This is a genomic window from Pelosinus propionicus DSM 13327, assembly GCF_900114615.1.
GTDB classification, from domain to species: Bacteria; Bacillota; Negativicutes; order DSM-13327; family DSM-13327; genus Pelosinus; species Pelosinus propionicus.
Map to the genome: position 1 here is coordinate 15,567 of NZ_FOTS01000002.1, position 24,291 is coordinate 39,857.

The window sequence follows — 24,291 nt, forward strand, 5'->3', positions numbered from 1 at the left end:
CAATTTATCACCTTCTTTACCTTTTTTTCATGGTATCATGATTCCATCCTTTCTTGCAAAATTCCTATTGCGCCAAAATCTACTGTGACAATTAACTATAGCTTATTCTTCTTGTTTTCCCTCGTTTTATGTCTAATATTAGCAGTATATGCGATCTGTTTCTTCCATACTCCTCTTCTTTTATTTTTTTTATTTAAAAAAAGCAGCCTCTGGTAAAGAACCTGTATTCTCTTAAGCAGTGGCTCTATTTTTTTTTCTTCTTGCAGTAATTCTCCCACCAATCGATGCATATGGTGCAAATCATCACAATTCATCACAGAAATTCGCCCTTCACTTTGAAAGATTACTTTTATCTTGGGCCATATGTTTTTTATAACAATGAAGGTCAACGTTAAGCTCCCTATGGCGTATAAAAAACCGCCAAATGCCCTAATTAAAAGATACGGCCGAATCAATTCGTTAGTTTCTCCAATACTGAGCCCAATCACGCGCCAGAAATAAACCTGTAAACCACCAGCGATTAATAGGCCGATTCCCATCGTTAGCAATCCTCCATTTAAAGCAAAGATTGCCCCCCAGCACCAACGATACATTTTCTTTGCAAGTATGATTTCAGTAAAAAGGATATGGAAGCAGATTGCTAAAACTAAAAAACCAAATACACCAAATAATGCAAGGTGGGAATGAGCTGATGTAATATAGGTCCCGTGTACATAGCGGTTTAATGGTGGATAAGCCATGAAAAACCCTAAGAACCCAGCACCAAATATATGATAAAACATACTCGATCCAATGAGAGACAGCGTTATTTTATCCCGATTCGACAAATCAGAAATCCCCGTAAATGTTAGCGATTTCACCGTCGTATACAATAATACAATCGCTGGCAGTAATTGCATTGCACTAAAAGTACCACCGAGCCAAAGCCAATACGATGGTACTCCAATCCAGTAATAATGATGTCCAGTTGCCAAAATTCCAGCTAAGATTGCGAATGTAATGTCTAAATATATGGCTGTTTCTACAGCCTGACGCTCCACCTTTGTCACCTGAATCAGCAAAGCAGCTAATACTCCCGTACCAATAAGCTCTAAAGACATTTCCTCCCATATATGTACCACCATAAATTTGGCAATTTCATCGACAGTCGGGTGGGCATAGGATACGATATTGGGCACATAAAATAGAATTAATGTGACACTTCCCGTTACCATGCTAATTAGTGTTGCCCTACTCTTCGGCATATCAGAGGACAGATACGTCGTCAGCAGATTAAAGCATAGTACAACAGTACAAGCAGCCGTTGCCAGTTTCAAAGGCCAAATTGCTTCTAAATATTCTCTCCCTTCGTTAAATCCGAGCAGCAAAGATCCTAAGATTAGAGCCAATGTACTCGCCAGCATCCAAAAGTTAACCGTAATCAGCTTCAGGCTGTAAAATTCCTGCTGCGCTTCTTGGCAAAAAAAGAAATATATAGCACCCATCATTCCAATTAACGGCCAATAGATACTAATATTCAAATGAAAAGCTCTACCAGATACAAACGGAATTGGATTACCAAGGTCGGGAAAGAGAAGATCGATTGCTCCGCCCGATGCTACCAACCCTTGCAAACCAAAAAGGAAGTAGGCAAATAAGGCATATTTATAACTCAGGTGCTGAGATCGAAACAACTTTTCTAACCCCTTTTCATTACTTATTCCGAATCTTTCTTTTTATCAAATACAGGCCTTGGCGGCCACCCCATATTAGGAATTGATTGAAGAAAGCGAAAATAGTCGATCATTTCTTCTGCTTCCTCATGATTTACGTAAATATGCTGCTTTTTCTTTGCTCCACTAAGCAGTGGAGGATTGGTTAAATACTCTCTTAATCCATCACTTCCAAATTTTTCATATACTTTAGTAAGGTCGCCTCCATAATATCCTCCATTACCAAATATAGTATGACATTCGATACATGCTTTTTTCTGAAATACAATTTTCCCTTTGACTGCTTCAGAAGGTACATTGCTCAGATTACCTGCAATCGAGTCATATATAACAAAAGAAAATAGAGCGACGGAAAAAAATATGGCTGCTAAAAAAATTTTCAAGCGAAACTGCATCGTTCATTCCTCACTGCTATTTTTCTTATTTTCAATTATGCTAACTAGACGTCTTTAGTAATAGATCTGGAGAATTCTAGAACCAACTATACTTAAAAATAAATGCAGCTGGAAGTACATTCCTGCCACATTTATCTTTTTTTATATTATCTTCGTTTCTTACCCGTAATATGTTCTATATTAATACGAATTACCGAACATTTATCTTTAAAAGCATCAATTATTTTTAATCCTTTATCATAGTATTCAGGGCTAAATTTTTCAACTAATGCCTTTAACATTTTGATTTTCTCAGTTCCTTCAACCAAAGTCCCTTCTCCAAAAACAATAACACTTTCATAGTTTGCAGTAAAAGAGCTCGGCAGTACCTGTGTATATCCAACAACAGTAAAGGATACTTTATTATTGTAAGAAAGATTATCCAGTATATGGCCTTCTAAGTCACAATGCAGATAAATAGCTTCATCTAAAATAATATAATGCAATGGCAATCCATAAGGATATCCATTTTTATCGATTGTAGAGAGTACTCCATATTCGCTTTGTCCTAACATCTCCATAGCCTCATCATGAGTTACCTGTTTCTGAATGTCCCGAATACTTCTCATTGTTTTGCCTCCTATGCGCTCACTTACATCCTTTACTATCTTTGGGTTAAAATATTTTAACCTGCAGAACCACTAGATTACCTGTACTTGTATTAAAAAAGCCATGTCCTTCTCCTCGCGGGGATAAAATAATATCCTTTTCCTTAAGAATAAATTCTTTACCATTAATCGTGAGTATACCTTCACCTTCAACAACATAAAAGACCTCATCCATATCTTTATGAGTATGCTCGGGCGTATTTTGCCCAGGTGCATACAATAAAAGTCCTGTATCAAGTTTACTGCCTTCATGGGTGAGAGCTTTACGCACCGATTTTTCATTTGAAAAGTCTAATAACGAATTAACATTTATTTTTTCCATTCCAATTCCTCCTTGTTTTTATATAGTTTTGCTGCCTTTAGAAATCCTCCGTAATTCTCGCAATCCCCCGCCTAATAATAGGGGGAATATATGTTGCAATAGGAACAGCTAAGCTAAGAGCAATCATCCACTCCTTTATCCAATGCAAAAAAAAATTTTCAGTTCCACTGTTCGTAAATGTTAACACAGCGGAAATAATACATGATGTGAAACCTCCCATTAGTAATCCAAATACGATTCCTGCATATTTTTTATTAATCTTCATAATGCCACCCTTTCTTTTTTACCATAATGTAATTGGCACTACGTATTGCCTATAAGTACATTTGTTACTATAATAAGAGCGAAAGTTACTTTTTGCAATACGGCACTATTTCGTTCAATACAAACGAGATGGTAAGTATTATTGATTTTACTGGAGGCTCGCACTTTGGATACAAAAGTCTGTCCTATTGAAGAGGCAATTAACTTAATAGGGCATAAATGGAAAGTCCTTATTATTAGAAACTTGCTAACTAAAGATCATCAACGTTATGGCTGCCTTCAGAAAGGAATAAACGGCATTAGTCAAAAAATGCTTACTCAGCAGCTTCGACAGCTAGAACAAGATGGGCTGATTTCTCGCAAAGTCTTTGCAGAAGTTCCCCCAAAGGTTGAATACTCTTTAACTGAGCTTGGAAGAAGTCTTCAGCCAATCTTAGAGTCCATAAGTACTTGGGGAAAAGGATATCTGGGAACCAAAGGAACGGATTCTAAAGATTTTATTGATGACTAAACTAGTATCCCTCATCTCCGCAAATTCATAACTGGGAGTGCACATAACAATCTTTATTTAGCGCCTTTCTCAGATAATAAAAAAGTATCAGCGTAATTATGCTGATACTTTTTTATTATCTTTTTTATTGTTTATTCAGCATGATTTGCAAAATCTGCCCATCGGTCTGAACCATTCCCTGACATGCTAATTGTCCTAAGTTAGCAATCGATTGATCCACATCTTCCGCAACAATCCCTTCACTCTCTGTAACACGAATTCCTTCAAGAGCCATTAATACAGCCTTATATCCAGACATAACCGACGTAGAAACCTTCATGGCACAGCTATTGGATGCTCCATCACAAATGAGCCCTGCCACATCACCAATCATGTTAGAAATAGCCATACTAACCGTCTTAAAGTCTCCTTTCATCAGCCAGGCCATTCCTGCTGCTGATCCCATTGAAGCGGTGGTAACAGCACATAATGCTGATAATTTGGGAAGCTTATCGTGGATATAGATCGCCATCATATGAGATAACATCAATGCTCTTGTAAGGGCTTCTTCATCGGCTTTTACATGCTCGGCCACTACTACTACGGGCATCGTTGCCGATATCCCTTGATTGCCAGAGCCAGAATTGGTCATAGCAGGCAATGCCGCTCCGCCCATTCGCGCATCAGAAGCTGCAGTTGTACGCATTAAAATCTGAGTCAAAAGACCATCGGATAAAAGTCCTTGATTTCTATGATGTTCCATTGTGGCACCAATACGCAGCCCATACTGCCCGCTCATCCCTTCCTGGGATAATGAATTATTTAGGGTTGCTGCTTCGAGGATAAAATCAATTGTCTCCAATGGTGCTTGAGTGGCAAAATCGAATATATCACGAGCTCTTATCCCAGCTATTGAATATTCATCTTCTTTATCATCAGCAGGACAAGCCTCAGGTTCTGCTTGAAACACAACTTTGCCATTTTCCTCAATGCGTATCACTTGAGTATGGCTATCAGCAATAGAAACCGTCACCCATTCTTCTCCATGTATAACCTTTGCTTCAGAGTACAAAATCTGTGGTACCTCTGCAATCGTAATCTGAACCCGCCCTTGAGCAATCATTTGCTTACTCTCTTCAACCTGCGCTGCAGTCAGATGCTTAAGTACCTCTAGTTTTCCTTCCGGATCGCCACCAATGGCACCTACAGCAGCTGCAATAAAAAGCCCGGTCGTGCAAGTCCCCGGCACAGTAACCCCCATTCCGTTCTTCATCAAGTTAGCCGATACTTTTGCTTCAATCTTTTCAACAGATTTTCCTAACTTCTGAGCTGCAATAGCAGCTGCTAACGCTAACGAAATTGGTTCTGTACAGCCTAAAGCTGGCACTACTTCTTTTTTAACAATATTGATAAATTTTGACCATAAAGGATTCCCCGCTTCTAAAGACACTTCTTTCATATTGAAACACTCCTTTCACGCATATTATTTTAAAAAACTGCTTTTATCAATGAAGCTCTGCTACATCAAATGACCTGTCAGATTCTCTCGACCCTAAGTATACACTACAATCAACACTTATTACCGTACAAGATTTTGATTGAATCTGATTCTTTTGGTAATTTACTGCCAGTTACAGAAAAATCGACAAAAGCACTATTCTACTAAAGCGTATAGCACTTCTAATCATTCCTTTGTTTGTATATCATGATCAAGAGATAATTGCATATGCAATAATGGGAAAGGTTTACCCATACTATCAGCTTCTGATTTTCCTATAACAGTAAAACCTATGTGCTTATAAAAGCCGACGGCTTGTTCATTTTGTACATTTACATCTACATAGTTTGCATGAAAAGTGTCTATGGCGTGCATTACTAATTGATATCCAATTCTCCTTCCACGCCACGAGGGATGGATAAAAAGCATTTCAATTTTTTCTTTTTCTACCCCTATAAAACCAGCAATGAGATTTTGCTCATCACGTATACAAGCTAATTCTCCCATCTGCAGCAATCCACTTTGAACGAAAGGTTTAAAAAATTGAATATCCCCTTCTGTTAAAAAATGATGGGTTGCACGTACCGATGCTTCCCAAACTTCTAAAACTTGCGGATATTCTTCAGCTTTTATTATATCTACTTTATACCGTATTACAACAGCCATCGTCCTCACCTCAGTTAGAGTATCACTAACCCACTCTATTATTAAGCTCTATTAATATTTACCACCGAAATACGAAACTCCTGCACTATTATGAAAAAGCAGTTCTCCTGCGGGCTTTTTGCCGGTTTTTCCGGATCAAAGCTGTGGAGAACTGCTTTTAAAATCGTGAATAAAAATCTATAAATTCTAGGGAATTAGCTGGTATAGATTAATTGCTGCAGCGAATAGCAATAAACTTTTTTTAGAAAATACCTAATGCTGCACCTATACCTGAAATACCAGCAATTATGCATAATACTGTTGTTGATTTCATTTTCCTGTTTAATAAGTGAAGCGTAAATAATGTCATGACCAGTGGTAATAAGCCTAATAGCAATTTGTCTAAAACATCTGCCTGCAATTTCAATACAGATTCACCCAAGTGAAAGGAAACAGGAGAAGACAAGGTAACAAAACTTGCTGTAAGGCCCCCCAACACGATTCCCCCCATCGTTTGCGCTACTGTCATTACTTTTTGAATCATATTTCCCGCCATGAGCTTTTGCAGACCTTCACGCCCGAGGAAATATCCCTTCATCCACAAGTTATATGCAATCGTGAACATGATTAACGGCATTAGAAGGATATATAGACCTACACCGATCAAATTTCCTTGAGCAGAAATACTCAAAGCAAAGGACAAGAGAATCGGCGTCAATGTACCCTGCCATAACGTATCTCCGATACCAGCAAGAGGGCCCATTAAACCCGTTTTTAAACCATTGATCATCTGATCGCTAATAGGCTTACCTTTCGCTCGCTGTTCTTCCAATGCAATCGTCATGCCACCAATGATGCTGCCAAAATGCGGTTCAGTGTTAAAAAATGCCAAGTGGCGCTGCAGTGCTGCTTTCATTTCTTCTTTGTCATGTCCATATAGTTTCTTTAAAACTGGCGATAATGCATGAACAAAGCCATTTGCCATTAAGCGTTCATAGTTGTAATTAGACACGTAGAAAAACATCCAAAGCCAGAAGGATTTTACTACATCACTCTTCTTAAGCAAACTTTGTTCCGTTTTTTCTTGCTCAGCCATTTATCTCGCCCCCTGATCTTTCATTGAAAGTTCTGTATAAAGTATTGCAATGATAAATCCAATAATGGAAATCGTAATAATTGGAATATGGAAATATACCTGTAAGATGAAACCAATCAGAAAGAATAAGATGATGTACTTGTTAACAATTGCTCTTAGGTTCATTGCAATCCCCAATGCAGGCAATACTCCGCCAATAACAGTGAGTACGTGGAGCGGTGTTCCGCTGAGTGATTGAATAATCCTCGTCATGATATCGGCGCCATAGTATACGCCCAAAGCTACTGGCAATATCGATATAAATGCTAGAAATAATTGCGATGGTACAACATTAAAGAAGTTCACTTTCTTGTAATTACCTTCTGCTGCAGCTTTGTCTGCCATATGAACAAATGCGATATCTACCGTCATTCTCAACGTAAAGAGCATCGTCCCTAATAATCCGATCGGTACTGCCAGTGATACAGCTACCTGAGGTGTTGCTCCCGCTGCCATAGCCAGTGCCGTTCCCATCGTTCCAGCTAGACCCGGATCCATGGGAACAGTACCGCCTGCAGAAATATAAGCCAGATAAGGTAAGTTGATTGCTGCACCAATAATGCATCCGGTAACTGGATCTCCGAGAATAAATCCGACTAAGGTCCCGGCAATTAAAGGTCTGTTTGCAATGGTTGCCCCTAAATTGGTCAACCATGGAGTTCCGTTAAAACCCAAATAATATACCACGCCAATTAATATGGCCTGAAAAATATCTATGGACATTGAGCATCCCCCTCTTTTTTCATGTGGTGTGGATCAGTGCTTAATACACTTACTTTATTAATGCATTAAGCTGCCACCTGTTAAATTTATCGCCTGACCTGTCATGTATTCCGATTTATCACTAGCAAGGAAAATTGCCATATCGGTAAAGTTCTTATAACTGCAAACGCGTCCCATTGGAATGTTCTTGCAGAAATATGGCATAACATCTTCTGGTTTCAAATTACGTTTACGCGCATAATCGGCAATCTGCTTATCCCACATTGGCGTTTGTACAACGCCTGGGCAGATAGAATTTGCACGTATTCCTTGTTGAGCATATTCTAATGCAATGGACTGTGTAAGTCCGATCACACCGAATTTACTGGCACAATATGCCTGATACTGTGCGCCTGCTTTTTTACCCGATTGGGATGACATGTTAATGATGACGCCACCGTCATTTTTGAGCATGTGCATTACTGCACTCTGGCAGCAGAAGAACATGCCTTTAAGGTTGACATTAAGCGTCAGATCCCATATTTCTTCTGTACAATCGAGAAATGGTAAGATTTTCGATACTCCTGCGCAGTTCATCCAAACATCAATGCTGCCAAATGTATCAGCTGCTGCTTCGCCAGCTGCAAAAACCGAACCTTTATCTGCTACATTTACTTTTTGATACATTGCCTCGCCGCCATTTGCGTTGATTTTATCTGCTGTGCATTTTGCTGCTGCTTCATCAAGATCTAGCACTGTAATTTTGGCGCCTTCCTTTGAAAAAGCTATTGCTGCTGCTTTGCCAAGGCCGCTGCCTGCACCTGTTACAACAATAGATTTTCCTGTTAATAACATTGAATCCATCTCCTCTTTTTACTTTAGGCTTATTTCAAATATTCTTCCACGCCAACAGCTTGCTGATCAGGAATAATATGAATTACTAATTTTGTACCATGAGCCGTGATCTTCTTAAAAGTTTCTCTTTCTGTATCGGAAGCCGAAATGTTCTTATAGAATTTCGTGCGTTTTGTATTTGCCCCCATGCCGCCGATAATGATCTTTTCAAGGGGAAGTCCTGTTTCGATTACAGTTAAGAAACTTTCCGGAACTTTTGCCAGGATCATGAGTTTTTCATCATCACTCATTTTTTTAATCTCTGCGGCTGCTTCCTCGCAATGGTAAATATGCAGCTTAATTTCTCTAGGAACAGCCATTTCAATAATAGATTTCAGAAAGTCATCGGATGCTGTTTCATCATCGATGATTACGATGTGATTTGCTCCTACATATTGCAGCCAAGCTGTCATTACCTGCCCATGAATCAATCTGTCATCAATACGTGCCAGCACTATTGTCGCCATTGTAACTCGTCTCCTTATTGCCTATTAAGCTTTTTTTGTTCAACTCGCCAATTAAATCTTTAATTCCATATTGTCCGGATTCTATAAGAGCATCTACCATGCTATCCAGATCTTCTTGTGCCATTCTTTTTCCAATTGCTTCTAGCAGCATCGGAAGGTTGACGCCAGTAATTGCTTTGAATTTGTATTCTCTTAACAGAGGATACTTTAATGCTACCTGATTCGCCGGGCTTGCCGAAAACAAATCCGTAAATACCAAAACCCCATCACCATCATCCAATTCACCAACCTCCTTACAAATTAAATTTCCAAATGCTGTGATATCATCTCCATGATATAATCCTAATACTTTGCATTTTTCCTGCTTTCCTATAATCAGTTCAGCTGCATTTAAAAGTCCTGCTGCCAATTCTCCATGTGTTGCAATCAATATACCGACCATTCTTTCGCCTCCAAAATTTATAACAGCAACGATATCTATATATTCTCATTACATTGCTTCTCTATTTAATATACTTGCAAGTACTGTGCCAATTCAAATAATCGTCTATGTGTGTTATAAAAACATAATTAATTTGACAAAAAACTGCATATTTTTCATTATAGAAAATCCACGTGTGTCAAAAAGTCTGGTATTTCAAAATCCAGTGTTTGCCCCTCTCATCTGTGTCAACAATATTATTTTTTTATAGTCTGTGTCATTTTACTGTGTCACAAATATGGCGTTTCAGTTATAATGAAAAGTGAACTGTGTTGAAATGAAAGGGTGAAAAGTTTGCACTATGAGAAGAATTTAAAGCGAAAAGACCGAATTTATCAATTATTAAATAAAAATCTTGAAAAACAAGAAATCCAAGAGGCAGCACAGATCTTTAATTATGGTCTGCATGCCGGCAAAATTTCTACTGAGCTGCATATTGACCGCTCCAATGTCAGCAGAGAATTAAATCAACTGGTAAAAGAAACTACTGTGATTAAAATCTCTGGCAAGCCAGTATTATATTTTTCAAGAAAAGCCATCGAGTGTCTTTTTCACGTAAAAATTTTACAATATGTTTTTAATAGCAAAACTCTTTTTTTACAAATTCTAGATCCCCATGTTGGTATAGTTACTTTGTCTGAGACAAAACAAAACAGCTATTCCATGCCATCACTTCCAAAAAAAGATAAAATCGCAACAGAATCTTTTAAGAAGATTTTCGACACCCTTATCGGTACAGATTCCAGCTTAAAGAATCAAATCAAACAGGCTATCGCTGCCATCATCTACCCGCCTAACGGCCTGCATACTTTTTTGATGGGACCTACCGGTGTAGGTAAAACAACTTTTGCTGAGCTCATGTATCGTTATGCCATCGCAATAGAAAAATTAAGCGCAGATGCGCCTTATATCATCTTCAACTGCGCTGATTATGCAGGAAATTCTCAATTGCTTTTGTCTTATCTGTTCGGCCATGTCAAAGGTGCCTTTACCGGTGCTGACAAAGAAAAGCCAGGTTTAATCGACGCTGCTGATGGAGGCATTTTATTCTTAGATGAAGTTCACCGTCTTTCACCAGAAGGACAGGAAATGTTGTTTTCCTTGATGGATCGGGGAATTTTTCGCAGACTCGGTGAATCTGACAATCTTCATAAAGCCAATGTTCGCTTAATTTTAGCCACAACAGAAAATCCAGAAAAAGCGGTGTTAACAACCTTCTTGCGCAGAATTCCCTGCGTAATCAAAATCCCTAGTCTTTCTGAACGACCAATGAAGGAACGGATGCAGCTTATTTGCGCCTTCTTCATCGAAGAATCAAAAAAAATAAAACTTCCAGTCACAGTATCAACAGAAGTTCTAAAGTTATTTTTATTATATGACTGTAAGGGAAACATCGGACAGTTGAGAAATGATATTCAAATCACCTGTGCTAATGCTTTTGTCGATTATCTCACCGAAAACAAAGATACAATCTATATCAAGCTCTCTCAGATGGCAAACCGATTCACAGAAGGTCTTTTTATAATGGATCAAAAACGCGAAGAGCTGGTTCAGAGTTTTGATTTGAATTCTATCGTTGACCTTACATTCAGCGCAGAAACGATAGAAGATGAAGACCCTTTAAAAAAAATCATATTTCACGATGATTATAAAACAGAAGAAGATTTTTATGAAAGCATCTTACACAATTCCAGAAAATATTTCGATGAAGGAAAATCCATTGCAGAAATTAAGAATAACATTAATTTACAGGTAGTAGAATATTTCAATAAATTTCCTCCACAAAAAATAAATAAAACTAGTAACGAACAAGATTCCATGTTATATAAAATTATCCAGGAAGAAGTAATAAATGTCGTCAGAGAAATTCTAGCTGAAGTTGCAGCAGATCTTAATATTTGTATTGATTCCAGGATTATTTACAGTTTGGCACTACATATAGAGACATTAATGGAACGACTCAAAACTGGAGTTCATGTATATAATTCAAGTTTGCTAATGAATCAGACTCACCTCACGGATGAATATGAAATGTCATTAAAAATTAAAAACAAACTTGAAAAGAAACTTCATATAAAGATTCCAAATGAGGAAGCGGATTTCATTGCTATGTTCCTTTATGCCCTGAAGAATAGTGAACATCAGAATTATATCAGCGTCATTGTAATGGCTCATGGAAATTCAACGGCAAGCAGCATGGCAAGCGTCGCAAATGAACTGCTCCAAACGGATCATATTAAAGCAATCGATATGCCCTTAAAAAAAACAGTAAATGATACCTTGCAAAATGCGATTGAATTGGTACGAAACATCAACCCTCAAAAAGGTGTATTACTCTTAGTAGATATGGGCTCTTTAGCAACTTTTTCCGAGTCAATTACGAAAGAAACAGGAATTTTAACAGATACGATAAAAATGGTAAGTACACCTATGGTGATTGAAGCAGCAAGAAAATCTATGATGCCAAACATGACATTGGAACTTCTCGTTGAAGAAGTAGAAAAAACCAGCATTTTCATTGGACAAAGCATGAGTCTTTCAGCTAACAAAAGAAAAAATGAAGCCGCTGCCAGTAAAACTATTGCATCAGCCACTGAATTGGATTATTTTGACCATGACCGTGATAAAATGATGACGCTGTTAGGTCGAGTACTTACTTTTTTAAATCCAGTGAAAGCTTACGATTTGCTCAATCAAGTATATAATGCTCTTTTGAAACAGTTAGAGATTGCGCCTGACAGGGGATTAAAAATAAAATTTATGTTTCACAATATGGGTATGATTGAACGACTTATATCTAAGGAAATATTTGAATATACAAAATTAAAAGACTTTAAAAAAGAAAAAAAATCTATTTTCATTACAATAAAAGCCGAATATAAAATTATCGAAAATGCATTCGGCATCCATATCCCCGACAGCGAATTTGCCTATATTATAGAAATGCTGAGTATTTATTTTGATTAAACATAGCATATTGGCTTTAAGCTAGCATAGAGCATCAGCGATCGATCTATATTATGATTCTTTTTAATAAAGATAGTTTAAGACTCTACAAGCAGGAAAATTCTGCAATGTTGAGTCTTGAACTATCTTTGGACAGAACGGATCACAAATATTTTGCAACATCCATCTTGTAGGTAAGTACTGCAGGAATCAGTCCAGCCAGGATACCAAACAAAATACCTCCAATGGTAATGTATATTTCTTCAGAAGCAACTCCCGATGTCAGCACAATCGCTGTTTTACTTTCCATAATGTTTACCAATATGGAATAGATTCCATGTCCTGTTACTATACCAATCACAACGCCAAAAACGCTCAGCAGAGCACTTTCAGCCAGGATGACGTTAAAAATATCTCGAGTACTGGCTCCTAATGCCCGTAAGATAGACCGGTCCCTGGCACGTCCAAGAGCCGACCAATACACAGAAAGCGCCATAATCATTAATCCCATCACAATGATGACATAGGCAATGCCCCTTAGCATCTGCTCCCCTTGCCCTAAGATACTAAATAACTGAACAATAACCTGAGCAGGAAAAATCATCTGGGCTCCTTTTTCCTGCTGAAATTGCTGGTACAGGCGCATCGCTTCACTGTAGCCCTTGGGTTTTACCAGAATGGCAGTGACTTCATGCTCATGTTCGTGTTCATGACTGTCTTCAACAGCCTCAGCCTTAGATTCATGCTTCTCATGTGCCAGCCAGATACTTTCAATCGGAACTAAAACAGCCTGATCATAGGGACCACTCACTGGCTGCAGTATACCCACAACCTGATAGACATGGTCATGTGTATGACCTCCAGGTATAAAACCATGAGCTGATTTAAATTCATCTCCTAGCTTTAGCCCCAGCTCCTGAGCAGCTTTTGCTCCGACAACAGCTTCAAATGGCACAGAAAAGGGACGTCCTGCCGCAAATTGCAGCCATTCTCCCTGACCAACCCTGGGTTCATGGGAAAAGATATCACTCCCGCTTCCTACTATGGTATATCCTCTATAGTTATCACCAAAGGCCAGTGGAATAGCCGAAGCCACTAGTGGATTCTCTGACAATTTTTCATAAATCTCATGACTCACATTGCCAATGGGCACATCCTTAAAAAAAACCGTGTTTAAGACAAGCTGATTTGGGCTGCCTTTGGCCCCGACAATGAGGTCGAAAGGTTCCACAGCTCTAACCAAGCCAGCATGAGTACCAGCAGACAGCAAGGTCACCACTGCCAGCATGGCGATAGTAGCAGCTACGATAAGTACAGTCAAGCCACTTTGAACCGGCTTTGCCAGCAAATTACGCCAGGCGATTAGAAGTCGCACTTCCTATCACCTCCTCTGACTGTTTCCTTAGGGAACAAATTCGCTCAAACTGATTCATGATTTGTCTGTCATGAGTAGATACCACTAAGGTGCTGCCTGATTCTTTGGCAAACCGCCGCAGCATATCAAGTACCAGCAACCCATTATCCTGATCTAAACTGGCGGTTGGTTCATCAGCCAAAATCAGGCTGGGCTTATTAATGACGGCTCTGGCAGCAGCCACTCTCTGTTGCTCTCCCATGCTGAGCTGGTGAGGGAACTTACCAAGTTTGTCGGATACCCCCACCTGGTCTAGCAATTGAATCGCCCATTGTCGCTGCTCTTTCTTTGGAATCACATTTGCAAAACTCATAGCAACTAATAAATTATCCAAAACAGTTAGGCTGGAAAGAAGATTTAATTTCTGAAAGACGTAGCCCACTGCCTTGGCCCGCCATGTATCCCGCCAAGTCTCCAGCATAGATGAAAGAACAATATCATTGAATTTTATCTCACCAGCAGTCGGTGTTAAGAGTCCTGAGATAAGATGTAACAGCGTAGTTTTTCCCGAACCGCTTGGACCAACCAATGCTATCTGCTCGCCAGTCTGTATCATAAGATGATCAACAGCAACAGCCGTTATGGTCTGCAAAACATCACGATATTCTTTTCTAACCTGATTGAGTTCTAACATCTTCTCATCTCCATCCATTAATTAGCCTCTTCGATGTTGTCAGCAACGATGCGCACCAAACTGACAAAACCAGTTTCCTCATCCATCTGATAACCTAACTCTAATTGCCCTGTCACGGTAATAGGCCGATCAAAAGGCAGTGCAGCGACCGCTTTTGAAAGCTTGATCAGCACAATATCATCCGGCCAGTCAGCATCAGTTGAACAAAAAGGACAGATTGCCATAGGCACTTTTGTTAAAACAAAAAAGTTTAGGGTTGGTTTAAGAGGCGGTGCCATAAAGCCGCTTATTCGTACCTTTTTTCCTTTCAGACTTTCTAATTTCGGTGAAAACTCTAACCCCAGCGCCGAAGCACCACTATATAATTCATTAAATTCAAGAGGGGCAGCTTCCTCATTAAACCACGGCAGCCATGCCGGGGCCGCTTGCGCACGAGTGCAGAACAGGGACGATTCATTCCGAATCGTCCCATCTTGCCCTAACCAGTTTAGTGGCACCCAGATTAACATCATAGCAATAATGACTCTGCTGATTCGTCTAGTTAATTTGTCCATATATTGCCTCCGGGTTATTTATTCATTTTTTTCGTTATTTACTTTCTTTGCGACCATCAAGTCCCAAGGCGCGTACAATGCCGTGAAACACTTCCGTATTATCCATAATACCCTTAAAGTAATCTGCCCCAGGCCCTTCAGCTGTTAAAGGTACATCATCAGCAGAATGGACTTCTGACGGATCAGAAGCAGGAATATTACCCACTTTCAAATCCCCGCCTTGGGGAGCTCGTTTCAGATTGGCAATCGCTTTGCCGTCAGCCATAATAGCTGGTGAAGTAGGAACATCCTGGAACTTTTCGTTCTCATAATAATCGGGATGATTGGCGAACTGAACAGCCAATGTTACATCCGGATTGGGATCGTCAGGAAAACCATCTCCGTCGGCATCAGCAAAGGTAGGCCAGCCGGCATCAGCATAAATGCGAACTGCTTCGCGGCCGGTTTTACCGTCTTTTTCATGGTAAGTACCGGTAATGCTGGCACCATGAGCATGATCCGCTACGACAATAATCAGCGTATCGCCATTCTTTTTGGCAAATTCTTTAGCAATGCCTACTGCTTTATCCATTTCGATCGTATCATAAGTAGCTCGCTGCCAGTCCATGGTATGAAGCTGCTTATCAATCGAAGCGCCTTCTACCATGAGAAAAAAACCTTTTTGATTTTTACTTAAGACGTTAATGGCAGTCTTCGTCATGTCCATAAGAGTCGGCTGATCTGTGAATTTTCCAAGAACGGCGGGATTTTTGGTTACCTCACGGTCAACATATACATCCATGTTATCCAGCTGGAAAAGGCCAAGTAGTTTATCCGGTGTACCAGCCTGTTTTAATTGCGTTTTATTCGTTGCAATAGAATATCCTTGCTCTTTAAATTCTTCTATTATATTGCGCTCATCGCTCCGTTTGGAACCTGGTACACTCTTAGGTAAAAAGTGACGGGAACCGCCGCCTAAAATAACATCCGGCCGGTGCTGTGGATTGAGCATTTCCTGGGCAATAAAATTCTGCTCACTCCGCTTGCGAGTATGAGCTAACATGGCTGCCGGAGTTGCATCTGTTATATTTGCAGTCGAGACAATACCAGTCGACATGCCACGAGTACGTTTTACCAGTTCAATAATATTTTCTACTTTGGGATCATCAAAAGGATCTTTGGTATTATCAGCATATACACCCATAGCATTTACAGCACTTTTATGGCCAGTAGCATAAGCAGAAGCACTGTTCGCAGAATCAGTTACCAATGAATCATTCCCCGACGTTGTAATTAATGCTAGGTTTGACATTTTTTCCATTTCAAGTAAATCGTTATATTTACCTTCGGTAATGCCCTTAGAAAGAATACGAGCCATTTGCCTTGCCTGCAGACTCATTCCATCTCCAACAAAGAGGATCACATTTTTTGCAGGCTTTTTAACTTTATCAGCTGGAATATCATAATTTACAGCACGTTTTTCGATACCATTTTCAGTTTTTACTGTTACCGCCACACTCACCTTACCTGTTTGTGGAAAAGCAACTTGATTGATTCGGTATGTACTCATTTTGTCAAGCGAAATGATCGCTTGCTTTCCAAAGAATGTTTCTGCTGCTTTGCCATTTACCAACACTTCGATGGCAGTAGCAGGAATGTCGGTTTTTACTTCAATAGCAAAATCAAACTTTTGACCAACAAGAAATTTTGCACGATCAATGGGCATAATGTTGATATGTGGTACTTCCGGCGCACTGTAAGCAGCATGGGAGACAGTTGTACCAGACATAAGAGACATTACTACAAGTAGTGCCGCTAACAATCGAAAACACTGTGACAGGCATAAAGTAGACATTTTAAGGTTATACACAAGACACCTCCAACATATTTTCTTGACAGGCTCGACCTCTTACCCTCATTATGGCACTAAATTAGGCACAAAGGATTAATAAATTGTTAAGGTTATGTTAAAGAATTCCATTTGAATTTATTTCACTAACAGCGTATTTAATCCATATCTAGAAAATGTTTACAGATACCGCCTGAATACGATACAATAATGATGTAATAAGAATGGAGGTGGGTCCTTGTTTACTGTTGAGGAGATTCAAAGTTTGAATGAACTTGAATTGTCTTTATATGACTATATCAGCAAAAATAAGGATAAAGTTATATATATGCGAATTCGGGATCTTGCCAGTGAAGCACATGTCTCCACCACCACCATTTTAAGATTTTGTCACAAGATGCAATGTGTAGGTTTTTCTGAATTTAAAGTTAAGCTTAAACTCTATCTTCAAGAGCAAAAACCCCTAAAAATAATTGATGATCGAACGATCTTTTTGGAGTTTATGGATAGGGTTTCTACTCCTATTTTTCAAACTAGCATAAACAAAGCATGCCACATGATCTATAATGCCAGTAATGTAATTTTTGTCGGGATTGGCAGTTCAGGTATCTTAGCCTCCTATGGTGCGCGTCACTTTTCAGCGCTAGATAAATTTTCGGTCTATATAAATGATCCATTTTACCCGATTATCGGGAAAGACCTTGAGAATAGTGTTTCAGTTATTTTTTCCGTTTCAGGTGAGACGACTGAGCCCATTCGACAAGCAAATATGCTTAAGAATAAAAAGAGTCAAATTATCAGTATTACCAATAGTAAAAGCTGTACTTTGGCGAAAATAGCTGACCTATCGATATCCTATTATGTACAAACAGAAAAAACCATTAGCAGTGACGTAACGACGCAATTGCCAGTATTATATATTATTGAAGCCATTGCCAAAAGAGTACATAATATAGCACTCACCCCCCCTGTTTAAACTGACCGTTAAAAAGGAGTAATTTTCTCAATGAGAGTTACTCCTTTTCTAACGGCTTTTTGATATAACAAGGTGTTTTTCTAATGTAACGTATTTTCTTTGTGAAGACATGTTCCTTTATCCTAAATTACATTTACTAATTTTCAGAATAGTTTTATAATGATTCACATATCCCAGATATAGTAAATTGCTAGTACGATGTCTGCAAATGATTCGTGACAAACATAATCATATTTTTAGAAAGGAGCTGAAAAGAGCAACTACTTTCGATCTCAATAGATATTAAAATGTAAGTCATTACAAACAGTACGGAGGTAGACAAATGAAGAAATTTCTTGCCATTATCATTAGAGTCTGCATGCTTTCAATCCTGATATTCAATATGGCATTGCCTGCATTTGCAGCCCCTGAAAGTAGTACCAAAATACATATAGACCAGGTAGGATACCTACCACAATATCCTAAAGTTGCGATTGTTGTAGCAGGCAAGGGTCCAAAGGAATTTAAAGTAGTTAATACTGCTACTAATGAAATTGCCTATAAAGGAAACTTATCAGCACCGCGTACCGATAACTCCTCTAAGGATACTGTAAGACAAGCAGATTTCTCGGCAGTAACTACACCCGGTACCTATATGGTGACAGTTGATGGAATCGGTAGTTCTTATCACTTTACAATTGCAGATAATGTCTACAATATCCCCTTTATCCATACTTTGCGTTCTTTTACGCTGGCACGAAGCAATATCCTAATCAATGACCCGATAACCGGCCTGACGAATGCAGCAGGACATGAAAAATATAAGACTGCAAAAGTCTTTTTTACTGACGAAGTCAGCACTGCTGGACAGATTCTGGATGTAAGCGGCGGCTGGTATGATGCAGGTGATTTTGGTAAGTATATCCCCACAGGCGGAGTTACAGTAGCCAATATTTTACTGGCATATGAAGCTCAACCAGAAAAATTTAATAAAGGACAAATGTTTTTCCCTGAAAATCTATCAACTGTAGATGCAGCCTCGAATATGCCTGATATACTAATAGAAATGAAGGTTGAGCTAGATTGGATGCTAAAAATGCAGCGTCCGGATGGTGGTGTCTATCTTAAAACATCAGGAAAATATTGGCCTGAATTAAAAACTAAACCTATTGACGATGTACAGAATCGTTATATCTATGGTCTTTCTACCTATGGTACGGCTATCTTTGGAGCTACTACTGCTATGGCTGCCCGAATTTACGAACAATATGACCCCCAATATGCAGGTATACTGTTGACTTCCGCTCAAAAAGCCTTTGCCTTTCTAGAAAGCCGTCCTGAGCCTATCTTTCGCGTTGATGCCAATCAGAACACAGGATCAGGCCCTTATGACAAAACAAATGAACACGGACAACGCAGCTGGCTTCAATCGGTAGAAAGAGAGTACCCTAATGTTAAAATGACAGCTGACGCTGATGACCGTATATGGATTGCTGCAGAATTATTTAAGACAACAGGCAATTCAGCATATGAACTACTCTTACAGCAACGATATTCAAATATCCTTACACTCAAGCCTGATACCTTTTCTTGGATGAATACACTAGCCTTCGGACAATGGGCTTATCTTACCAATAAGCATGCAGACGAAACGTTAAAAAGTAAGGTCAAAGATGCCTTTCTTAGTTACGCAGATGCTACGGTAAAACAAATTGCCGCAGATGGTTATGCTTGTTCCTTACGAAATGATGAATACACCTGGGCCTCTAGCCGAATTGCGATAGCAAAAGGTAATATGCTGGTGCTGGCTTATCAGATCGAACCTAAAAAACAATATTTATATGGCGCAATGGATCAGGTACATTATATCCTGGGCAGAAATACGAATGGGATCAGTTACTTAACCGGTGCTGGCACCAAGACGCCGCAGAACGTACATAATAGAATCCATGAAAGTACGGGTATTGCAATTCCAGGGCAACTTGTCGGCGGACCGAATAATTGGCCAGGCGGAGATCCGATCCAGGAAAAAGTAATATCAACCAGTAAGATGCCTCCTGCTAAAGTGTATTTTGATGTAAGCGGTTCGTATTCCACAAACGAATATGCAATTGACTATACTGCACCAGTAACGTATATATTATCTTATTTCTCAAGAATTGATGACAGCTTAACATCGGAAGATCTCAAACTCAAGACTGAAAATTAAGATGATAGGTAACGCGCTAAAGAATAATCATCCCTTGATTTGTTCTTTCGTGTTCACTATATAAAAAGCAAGGAGGATAAACGATGAAAAAAAATTTAGTATTTACTTTCGTAATGGCATTTATGGTTAGCATCTTCAGTACTGCTTTTGCCGCAGAGGCTATTACTGTAAAAGGTCCAGGCAGTGCAGACAAAAACTATATTAGCTGCTTCGCAGGTCAAAAACCGTTTTCAGATGGAGCATCTGTGATCAAGCCAATAGTCGACTCCAAAGGTGTATTGACTATCAAGTATGAGTTACAAAAAGGTGGCTGGTTAGGAGCGACTTGTGAACAATTTCAGGAAGATTGGTCCAATTTTACTGGCTTACAATTTAATGTTGCAGGTGGGACTGGCAACAAAATCCGACTCGAATTAACCGATGGGAACGGTGTTTCATATGAATTCGTCTTCGTAGATGATTCTGCGAAGGGCAAGGTAGTTACCGTTCCGTTCAAGGATTTCAAAGTTAGAACTGATTATCAACCAGCTGGAGCAGATACGGATAATCCTTTTTCATTGACTCCTGTACGGACTCTAAATATTTCACCCCTCAGCGGCAAAGGCACACTGACTTTTTCTAACATGAAACTCTATAAATAACTCATATAAAAAGCTGTTCTTTGCAGAACAGCTTTTTATATTGTCAGAGTTACCTGCCTCTATAAGAAATTGATTCAATTACTTCCTTATCCGCTAATCTCTATAATTATGATAATCTCATGCTAATGTCAGCTGTCTTTACCGAATGAGTCAGCTCACCGCTTGAAATAATATTCACTCCAGCAGCAGCCAGCTCCGATATTCTTTCTAAAACCACATTTCCTGAAACTTCAACCAAAGCCTTCCCATCAACCATCTTTACAGCCTGCTCGATCATCTGAATGTGCATATTATCCAGCATAATAATATCTACACCCACTGACAAAGCTTCTTGCACCTGCTGCAAATTTTCAACTTCTACTTCTATTTTTCTAAAAAATGCACCTTGACTGCGCACACGCTGTACTGCTGTAGAAATACCTCCTGCAGCCTGAATATGATTATCCTTTATTAATACCATAGAGTCCAACCCATAACGGTGATTTCTCCCACCACCAACTGTTACAGCATATTTCTCCAACATACGTAAACCAGGCGTAGTTTTACGTGTATCCACGACAATTGCAGGAAAGTCATTTACAGCCTCGACATAACGCCTAGTATGAGTTGCTATCCCTGACATTCGCTGCAGCAAATTAAGAGCAACTCGTTCTCCCGCTAATAAGGAGCGAGTATTTCCTGCCATACTTGCTATTTTCTCTCCTCTTGGAACTGCTGTACCGTCGGCATAATAGGGATTAATCTGAATCTGAGAATCCAACAAGGCAAAAACTTGCACAAATACTTGCATTCCTGCTAAAATGAGGTTTTGCTTCGCGAGAAGAAATCCTTGGGATCTATGATCCTCAGGGAAAATAGCTTCGCTGGTAATATCGCCAAATCCAATATCTTCCAATAAAGATCTGCGCAGCAGATCATCTAATGCTAACTTGTTCATGCAAGACACTCCCTTTTCCCCATTGCTGAACCACATGCTTAGAAAAATCAGCATCTTTTTTATCAGGGTAATCCTCGCGGTAATGTGTCCCTCTGCTCTCACACCTCAGCAACGCTGCTTTTAGCACTAATTCCGCCAACTGACAAGCATTATACTCCTGATACCCCTGAATACTACTAACATAAGAACGATCGCTATTCTCTTCTTGCTGCAACTCTATCAGCACCGAACACATAGAGTCACCTTTGCGTACCACTCCTGCTACTTTATCTAAAGTGATTCCTAACTTCTTAGTATCACACCGCTGCTGCAATATTGCGCCCCCTATCAAGGATTTCCTGCTAATTAGAGAATGATTTACAGGAAATCCTTGATTAATAGACCGGGCGACTCTCCGTCCAAAGACAACACCCTCCAGCAATGAATTGCTGGCAAGCCGGTTTGCACCATGCACGCCTGTAGCTGCCACTTCTCCACAGGCAAATAAACATGGCAATGTCGTCTGCCCCCAAAGATTCGTAGCGATACCGCCAATAGTATAGTGAGCTGCTGGTGCTATGGGTATTAAATCTTTTTCCATATAATAACCATTTCCTAGCAATTCCCCATAGACCTGCCGAAAGCGATCCATTAAAAATTCTTTTCCAAGATGTCGAGCATCTAGGAATACAACCTCTTGCTTAGCAGACTGCAGCTCCGTAACAATGGCGCGAGAAACTTCATCCCGGGGAGCCAATTCACCGTCCCCATGATACGAACACATAAATCGCTCCCCTGCTGCATTACGCAGCAGGGCTCCTTCCCCTCGAAGCGCTTCTGTTAATAAAAATATATCTCCTGATAATGTTGCAAAGGACGTCGGATGAAACTGAACAAATTCCATATCCGCAATGGCAGCTCCAGCTCGATATGCCGCAGCAATTCCATCACCATTTGCGGCAATGCTATTGGTAGAACGGGCAAATAAACCGCTATAACCACCTGTAGCCATTACAACAACATGGGCACGAAGTGTTACTAACTTTTTAGAATGCAGAACAATACAACCATAACACTGATCATTCTGCGTCAAAAGATCGACTATAAAACAATGATTAAGCATATCTATATTTTCCTGCATTTGAATTTGTTTTGCCATCGTCTCTGCAATGTGTCGCCCTGTTGAATCATAGTAATGTACAATTCGGTGGTGAGAATGGCCTGCTTCTTTACCCAAATACAGCCCGTCCTCTCCTTGGTTGAAATGAGTACCTAAAGACTGTAAGAAATCCAATGCATTCGGCGCTTCTCTTATTGTAGCCTCCACTGCGGGTTCATGGCATAGACCTCTGCCTACTCGCAGTGTATCAGCAATGTGTTCTTCTAAGCTATCATCAGCCCCTAAAGAAATCGCCATTCCTCCTTGGGCTTTATAAGTGCTGCTTTCCTTAAGATGTTCCTTACTAACAAGGGCTACCTTAAGCTTCGGATCTAAAGACAGGGCAGCTGTCATGCCTGCAATTCCTGCACCAATGATGATAACATCATAATGCTGATCATCTAACTTAGCAATATTTATCTTGGGTGATACAATATAGCTTCGTTCTGTCATCACACTACCTCCAACATTCTTTGCAAGGTGAGCTGTGCGCGTAAAGCATATTCTGGCTCCACATGAATTTCATATTGCTGATCTTGCAATGCTCGATAGACACTTTCTAGTCTAGTCTTTTTCATATTGGGACATACCAACCCTGGATGCAGTAAGAAAAATTGCTTATTAGACAGAGTCTCTTTCAGCGTACATACAACTCCCATTTCTGTGCCAATCACAAATGCGCTTTCCTCTGAGAGTTGTGCATAACGAATAATCTCGGATGTACTGCCAACAAAGTCAGCTAAAGCAGCTACTGCCGGATTGCACTCCGGATGAATTAAAATTTTTGCTGTAGGATATAACTCTCGAACTTGATGTACATCTTTGGGTTGTACTTTGGCATGGGTAACACAGTAACCTTTCCATAAAATTAACTCCTTGTCCGGCATTTGCTTGGCAACATAATCACCCAAATTCTCATCGGGAACGAAAATAACCTTATGATCAGGCAGAGAGGCAACAATTTTAACTGCATTAGCCGAAGTACAGCATATATCACTCTCAGCCTTTACCTCTGCTGATGAATTAATATAACAGACGACCGGTACACCTGGATGCTGAGATTTTAAAATGCGTAATCCTTCTACTGTAATCATTTCTGCTAATGGACAGCCAGCATCTTTTTCTGGTAATAATACGGTTTTTGTCGGCGATACGATTTTGGCTGTTTCCGCCATGAAGCGAACACCACAAAACACAATTACATCCTGTTGGCTATTGGCTGCCAATTTACTTAAATAAAAAGAATCTCCGACATAGTCGGCAACCTTTTGCACCTCTTCTAATTGATAATTATGTGCTAAAATCACCGCATTACGTTCCTGTTTCAAACGCTGTATCTCTCTTGTTAACTCCAGCAATATTTTCACTCCCTATTCCCTAATT

The 24,291-nt window shown here is 39.6% G+C and carries 24 protein-coding genes; 5 read left to right on the top strand and 19 right to left on the bottom strand.

Annotation, left to right across the window (positions count from 1 at the left end; all coding sequences use genetic code 11):
- Nucleotides 1–95: 95 nt before the first annotated feature.
- From BMZ99_RS01105 to BMZ99_RS01125, 5 genes are all read right to left on the bottom strand, one after another.
- Nucleotides 96–1,673: a cbb3-type cytochrome c oxidase subunit I gene (locus tag BMZ99_RS01105; RefSeq protein WP_245754756.1), complete on the bottom strand. Its 1,578-nt coding sequence runs from the start codon at nucleotides 1,671–1,673 to the stop codon at nucleotides 96–98.
- 23 nt (nucleotides 1,674–1,696) lie between these two features.
- A complete protein-coding gene (locus BMZ99_RS01110) occupies nucleotides 1,697–2,107 on the bottom strand; it encodes a c-type cytochrome (protein ID WP_090932100.1) in 411 nt (136 codons plus the stop codon).
- A gap of 146 nt (nucleotides 2,108–2,253) precedes the next feature.
- Nucleotides 2,254–2,715, bottom strand: coding sequence for a pyridoxamine 5'-phosphate oxidase family protein (locus tag BMZ99_RS01115; RefSeq protein WP_090932102.1), 462 nt, complete (start codon nucleotides 2,713–2,715; stop codon nucleotides 2,254–2,256).
- Between the two features lie 46 nt (nucleotides 2,716–2,761).
- Nucleotides 2,762–3,076 carry a cupin domain-containing protein gene (locus BMZ99_RS01120; RefSeq protein ID WP_090932104.1) on the bottom strand — a complete coding sequence of 105 codons (315 nt, stop codon included), beginning with the start codon at nucleotides 3,074–3,076 and terminating at the stop codon, nucleotides 2,762–2,764.
- 37 nt (nucleotides 3,077–3,113) lie between these two features.
- Entirely contained in the window at nucleotides 3,114–3,341 is a 228-nt protein-coding gene (locus BMZ99_RS01125) for a DUF2798 domain-containing protein (protein WP_090932106.1), read from the bottom strand.
- Nucleotides 3,342–3,506: 165 nt separating this feature from the next.
- On the opposite strand from BMZ99_RS01125, the gene BMZ99_RS01130 reads away from it, so the two are divergent.
- The gene (locus tag BMZ99_RS01130; protein WP_090932108.1) at nucleotides 3,507–3,851 is read left to right on the top strand and encodes a winged helix-turn-helix transcriptional regulator; all 345 of its coding nucleotides are present in this window, start codon (nucleotides 3,507–3,509) and stop codon (nucleotides 3,849–3,851) included.
- A 124-nt stretch (nucleotides 3,852–3,975) separates the two neighbouring features.
- On the opposite strand, the gene BMZ99_RS01135 is transcribed toward BMZ99_RS01130, so the two are convergent.
- From BMZ99_RS01135 to BMZ99_RS01165, 7 genes are all read right to left on the bottom strand, one after another.
- Nucleotides 3,976–5,289, bottom strand: a complete 1,314-nt coding sequence (locus BMZ99_RS01135; protein ID WP_090932110.1) for an L-cysteine desulfidase family protein — start codon at nucleotides 5,287–5,289, stop codon at nucleotides 3,976–3,978.
- Between the two features lie 225 nt (nucleotides 5,290–5,514).
- On the bottom strand, nucleotides 5,515–5,994 hold the full coding sequence (locus tag BMZ99_RS01140; RefSeq protein WP_090932112.1) for a GNAT family N-acetyltransferase: 480 nt from the start codon (nucleotides 5,992–5,994) through the stop codon (nucleotides 5,515–5,517).
- 241 nt (nucleotides 5,995–6,235) lie between these two features.
- A complete protein-coding gene (locus BMZ99_RS01145; RefSeq protein WP_090932114.1) occupies nucleotides 6,236–7,069 on the bottom strand; it encodes a PTS system mannose/fructose/sorbose family transporter subunit IID in 834 nt (277 codons plus the stop codon).
- The gene (locus BMZ99_RS01150; protein WP_090932116.1) at nucleotides 7,070–7,831 is read right to left on the bottom strand and encodes a PTS sugar transporter subunit IIC; all 762 of its coding nucleotides are present in this window, start codon (nucleotides 7,829–7,831) and stop codon (nucleotides 7,070–7,072) included.
- Nucleotides 7,832–7,888: 57 nt separating this feature from the next.
- The gene (locus BMZ99_RS01155; protein WP_090932118.1) at nucleotides 7,889–8,665 is read right to left on the bottom strand and encodes an SDR family NAD(P)-dependent oxidoreductase; all 777 of its coding nucleotides are present in this window, start codon (nucleotides 8,663–8,665) and stop codon (nucleotides 7,889–7,891) included.
- 29 nt (nucleotides 8,666–8,694) lie between these two features.
- The gene (locus BMZ99_RS01160) at nucleotides 8,695–9,171 is read right to left on the bottom strand and encodes a PTS sugar transporter subunit IIB (protein WP_090932120.1); all 477 of its coding nucleotides are present in this window, start codon (nucleotides 9,169–9,171) and stop codon (nucleotides 8,695–8,697) included.
- Nucleotides 9,143–9,613 carry a PTS sugar transporter subunit IIA gene (locus BMZ99_RS01165; protein WP_090932122.1) on the bottom strand — a complete coding sequence of 157 codons (471 nt, stop codon included), beginning with the start codon at nucleotides 9,611–9,613 and terminating at the stop codon, nucleotides 9,143–9,145. The genes BMZ99_RS01160 and BMZ99_RS01165 overlap by 29 nt, the downstream gene beginning before the upstream one ends.
- Before the next feature lie 324 nt (nucleotides 9,614–9,937).
- On the opposite strand from BMZ99_RS01165, the gene BMZ99_RS01170 reads away from it, so the two are divergent.
- Entirely contained in the window at nucleotides 9,938–12,619 is a 2,682-nt protein-coding gene (locus tag BMZ99_RS01170; protein ID WP_245754757.1) for a sigma-54-dependent transcriptional regulator, read from the top strand.
- Between the two features lie 142 nt (nucleotides 12,620–12,761).
- Here the strand turns inward: BMZ99_RS01170 and BMZ99_RS01175 are convergent, their stop codons facing one another.
- The 4 genes from BMZ99_RS01175 to BMZ99_RS01190 are packed head-to-tail and all read right to left on the bottom strand — an operon-like array spanning nucleotide 12,762 to nucleotide 17,049.
- On the bottom strand, nucleotides 12,762–13,973 hold the full coding sequence (locus BMZ99_RS01175) for an ABC transporter permease (RefSeq protein ID WP_090932126.1): 1,212 nt from the start codon (nucleotides 13,971–13,973) through the stop codon (nucleotides 12,762–12,764).
- Entirely contained in the window at nucleotides 13,948–14,664 is a 717-nt protein-coding gene (locus BMZ99_RS01180) for an ABC transporter ATP-binding protein (protein ID WP_090932129.1), read from the bottom strand. Before BMZ99_RS01180 ends, BMZ99_RS01175 begins: the two co-directional genes overlap by 26 nt.
- Nucleotides 14,664–15,200, bottom strand: a complete 537-nt coding sequence (locus tag BMZ99_RS01185) for a hypothetical protein (RefSeq protein ID WP_090932131.1) — start codon at nucleotides 15,198–15,200, stop codon at nucleotides 14,664–14,666. Before BMZ99_RS01185 ends, BMZ99_RS01180 begins: the two co-directional genes overlap by 1 nt.
- Nucleotides 15,201–15,234: 34 nt before the next feature.
- A complete protein-coding gene (locus tag BMZ99_RS01190) occupies nucleotides 15,235–17,049 on the bottom strand; it encodes an alkaline phosphatase (protein WP_090932133.1) in 1,815 nt (604 codons plus the stop codon).
- A gap of 244 nt (nucleotides 17,050–17,293) precedes the next feature.
- On the opposite strand from BMZ99_RS01190, the gene BMZ99_RS01195 reads away from it, so the two are divergent.
- From BMZ99_RS01195 to BMZ99_RS01205, 3 genes are all read left to right on the top strand, one after another.
- Nucleotides 17,294–18,004: a MurR/RpiR family transcriptional regulator gene (locus BMZ99_RS01195; protein ID WP_245754758.1), complete on the top strand. Its 711-nt coding sequence runs from the start codon at nucleotides 17,294–17,296 to the stop codon at nucleotides 18,002–18,004.
- Between the two features lie 322 nt (nucleotides 18,005–18,326).
- The gene (locus BMZ99_RS01200) at nucleotides 18,327–20,192 is read left to right on the top strand and encodes a glycoside hydrolase family 9 protein (protein WP_090932137.1); all 1,866 of its coding nucleotides are present in this window, start codon (nucleotides 18,327–18,329) and stop codon (nucleotides 20,190–20,192) included.
- An 83-nt stretch (nucleotides 20,193–20,275) separates the two neighbouring features.
- Complete coding sequence (locus tag BMZ99_RS01205; RefSeq protein ID WP_090932139.1) at nucleotides 20,276–20,833, top strand: carbohydrate binding domain-containing protein; 558 nt, start codon at nucleotides 20,276–20,278, stop codon at nucleotides 20,831–20,833.
- A gap of 106 nt (nucleotides 20,834–20,939) precedes the next feature.
- Here BMZ99_RS01205 and nadC read toward each other — a convergent pair whose 3' ends face one another.
- Genes nadC through nadA form a run of 3 tightly spaced genes read right to left on the bottom strand, consistent with a single transcriptional unit; the run spans nucleotide 20,940 to nucleotide 24,266 of the window.
- Nucleotides 20,940–21,770, bottom strand: coding sequence for a carboxylating nicotinate-nucleotide diphosphorylase (gene nadC / locus BMZ99_RS01210; RefSeq protein ID WP_090932142.1), 831 nt, complete (start codon nucleotides 21,768–21,770; stop codon nucleotides 20,940–20,942).
- Nucleotides 21,748–23,361, bottom strand: a complete 1,614-nt coding sequence (gene nadB, locus BMZ99_RS01215) for an L-aspartate oxidase (RefSeq protein ID WP_090932144.1) — start codon at nucleotides 23,359–23,361, stop codon at nucleotides 21,748–21,750. The genes nadC and nadB overlap by 23 nt, the downstream gene beginning before the upstream one ends.
- Complete coding sequence (gene nadA / locus BMZ99_RS01220; RefSeq protein ID WP_090932146.1) at nucleotides 23,361–24,266, bottom strand: quinolinate synthase NadA; 906 nt, start codon at nucleotides 24,264–24,266, stop codon at nucleotides 23,361–23,363. The genes nadB and nadA overlap by 1 nt, the downstream gene beginning before the upstream one ends.
- Nucleotides 24,267–24,291 lie beyond the last annotated feature (25 nt).

Excerpts from the sequence above, each read along its gene's own strand:
- BMZ99_RS01110 (WP_090932100.1), bottom strand. The coding sequence starts at position 2,107 with ATGCAGTTTCGCTTGAAAATTTTTTTAGCAGCCATATTTTTTTCCGTC.
- BMZ99_RS01115 (WP_090932102.1), bottom strand. The coding sequence starts at position 2,715 with ATGAGAAGTATTCGGGACATTCAGAAACAGGTAACTCATGATGAGGCT.
- BMZ99_RS01120 (WP_090932104.1), bottom strand. The coding sequence starts at position 3,076 with ATGGAAAAAATAAATGTTAATTCGTTATTAGACTTTTCAAATGAAAAA.
- BMZ99_RS01125 (WP_090932106.1), bottom strand. The coding sequence starts at position 3,341 with ATGAAGATTAATAAAAAATATGCAGGAATCGTATTTGGATTACTAATG.
- BMZ99_RS01135 (WP_090932110.1), bottom strand. The coding sequence starts at position 5,289 with ATGAAAGAAGTGTCTTTAGAAGCGGGGAATCCTTTATGGTCAAAATTT.
- BMZ99_RS01140 (WP_090932112.1), bottom strand. The coding sequence starts at position 5,994 with ATGGCTGTTGTAATACGGTATAAAGTAGATATAATAAAAGCTGAAGAA.
- BMZ99_RS01145 (WP_090932114.1), bottom strand. The coding sequence starts at position 7,069 with ATGGCTGAGCAAGAAAAAACGGAACAAAGTTTGCTTAAGAAGAGTGAT.
- BMZ99_RS01150 (WP_090932116.1), bottom strand. The coding sequence starts at position 7,831 with ATGTCCATAGATATTTTTCAGGCCATATTAATTGGCGTGGTATATTAT.
- BMZ99_RS01155 (WP_090932118.1), bottom strand. The coding sequence starts at position 8,665 with ATGTTATTAACAGGAAAATCTATTGTTGTAACAGGTGCAGGCAGCGGC.
- BMZ99_RS01160 (WP_090932120.1), bottom strand. The coding sequence starts at position 9,171 with ATGGCGACAATAGTGCTGGCACGTATTGATGACAGATTGATTCATGGG.
- BMZ99_RS01165 (WP_090932122.1), bottom strand. The coding sequence starts at position 9,613 with ATGGTCGGTATATTGATTGCAACACATGGAGAATTGGCAGCAGGACTT.
- BMZ99_RS01180 (WP_090932129.1), bottom strand. The coding sequence starts at position 14,664 with ATGGATGGAGATGAGAAGATGTTAGAACTCAATCAGGTTAGAAAAGAA.
- BMZ99_RS01185 (WP_090932131.1), bottom strand. The coding sequence starts at position 15,200 with ATGGACAAATTAACTAGACGAATCAGCAGAGTCATTATTGCTATGATG.
- BMZ99_RS01200 (WP_090932137.1), top strand. The coding sequence starts at position 18,327 with ATGAAGAAATTTCTTGCCATTATCATTAGAGTCTGCATGCTTTCAATC.
- BMZ99_RS01205 (WP_090932139.1), top strand. The coding sequence starts at position 20,276 with ATGAAAAAAAATTTAGTATTTACTTTCGTAATGGCATTTATGGTTAGC.
- nadC (WP_090932142.1), bottom strand. The coding sequence starts at position 21,770 with ATGAACAAGTTAGCATTAGATGATCTGCTGCGCAGATCTTTATTGGAA.
- nadB (WP_090932144.1), bottom strand. The coding sequence starts at position 23,361 with ATGACAGAACGAAGCTATATTGTATCACCCAAGATAAATATTGCTAAG.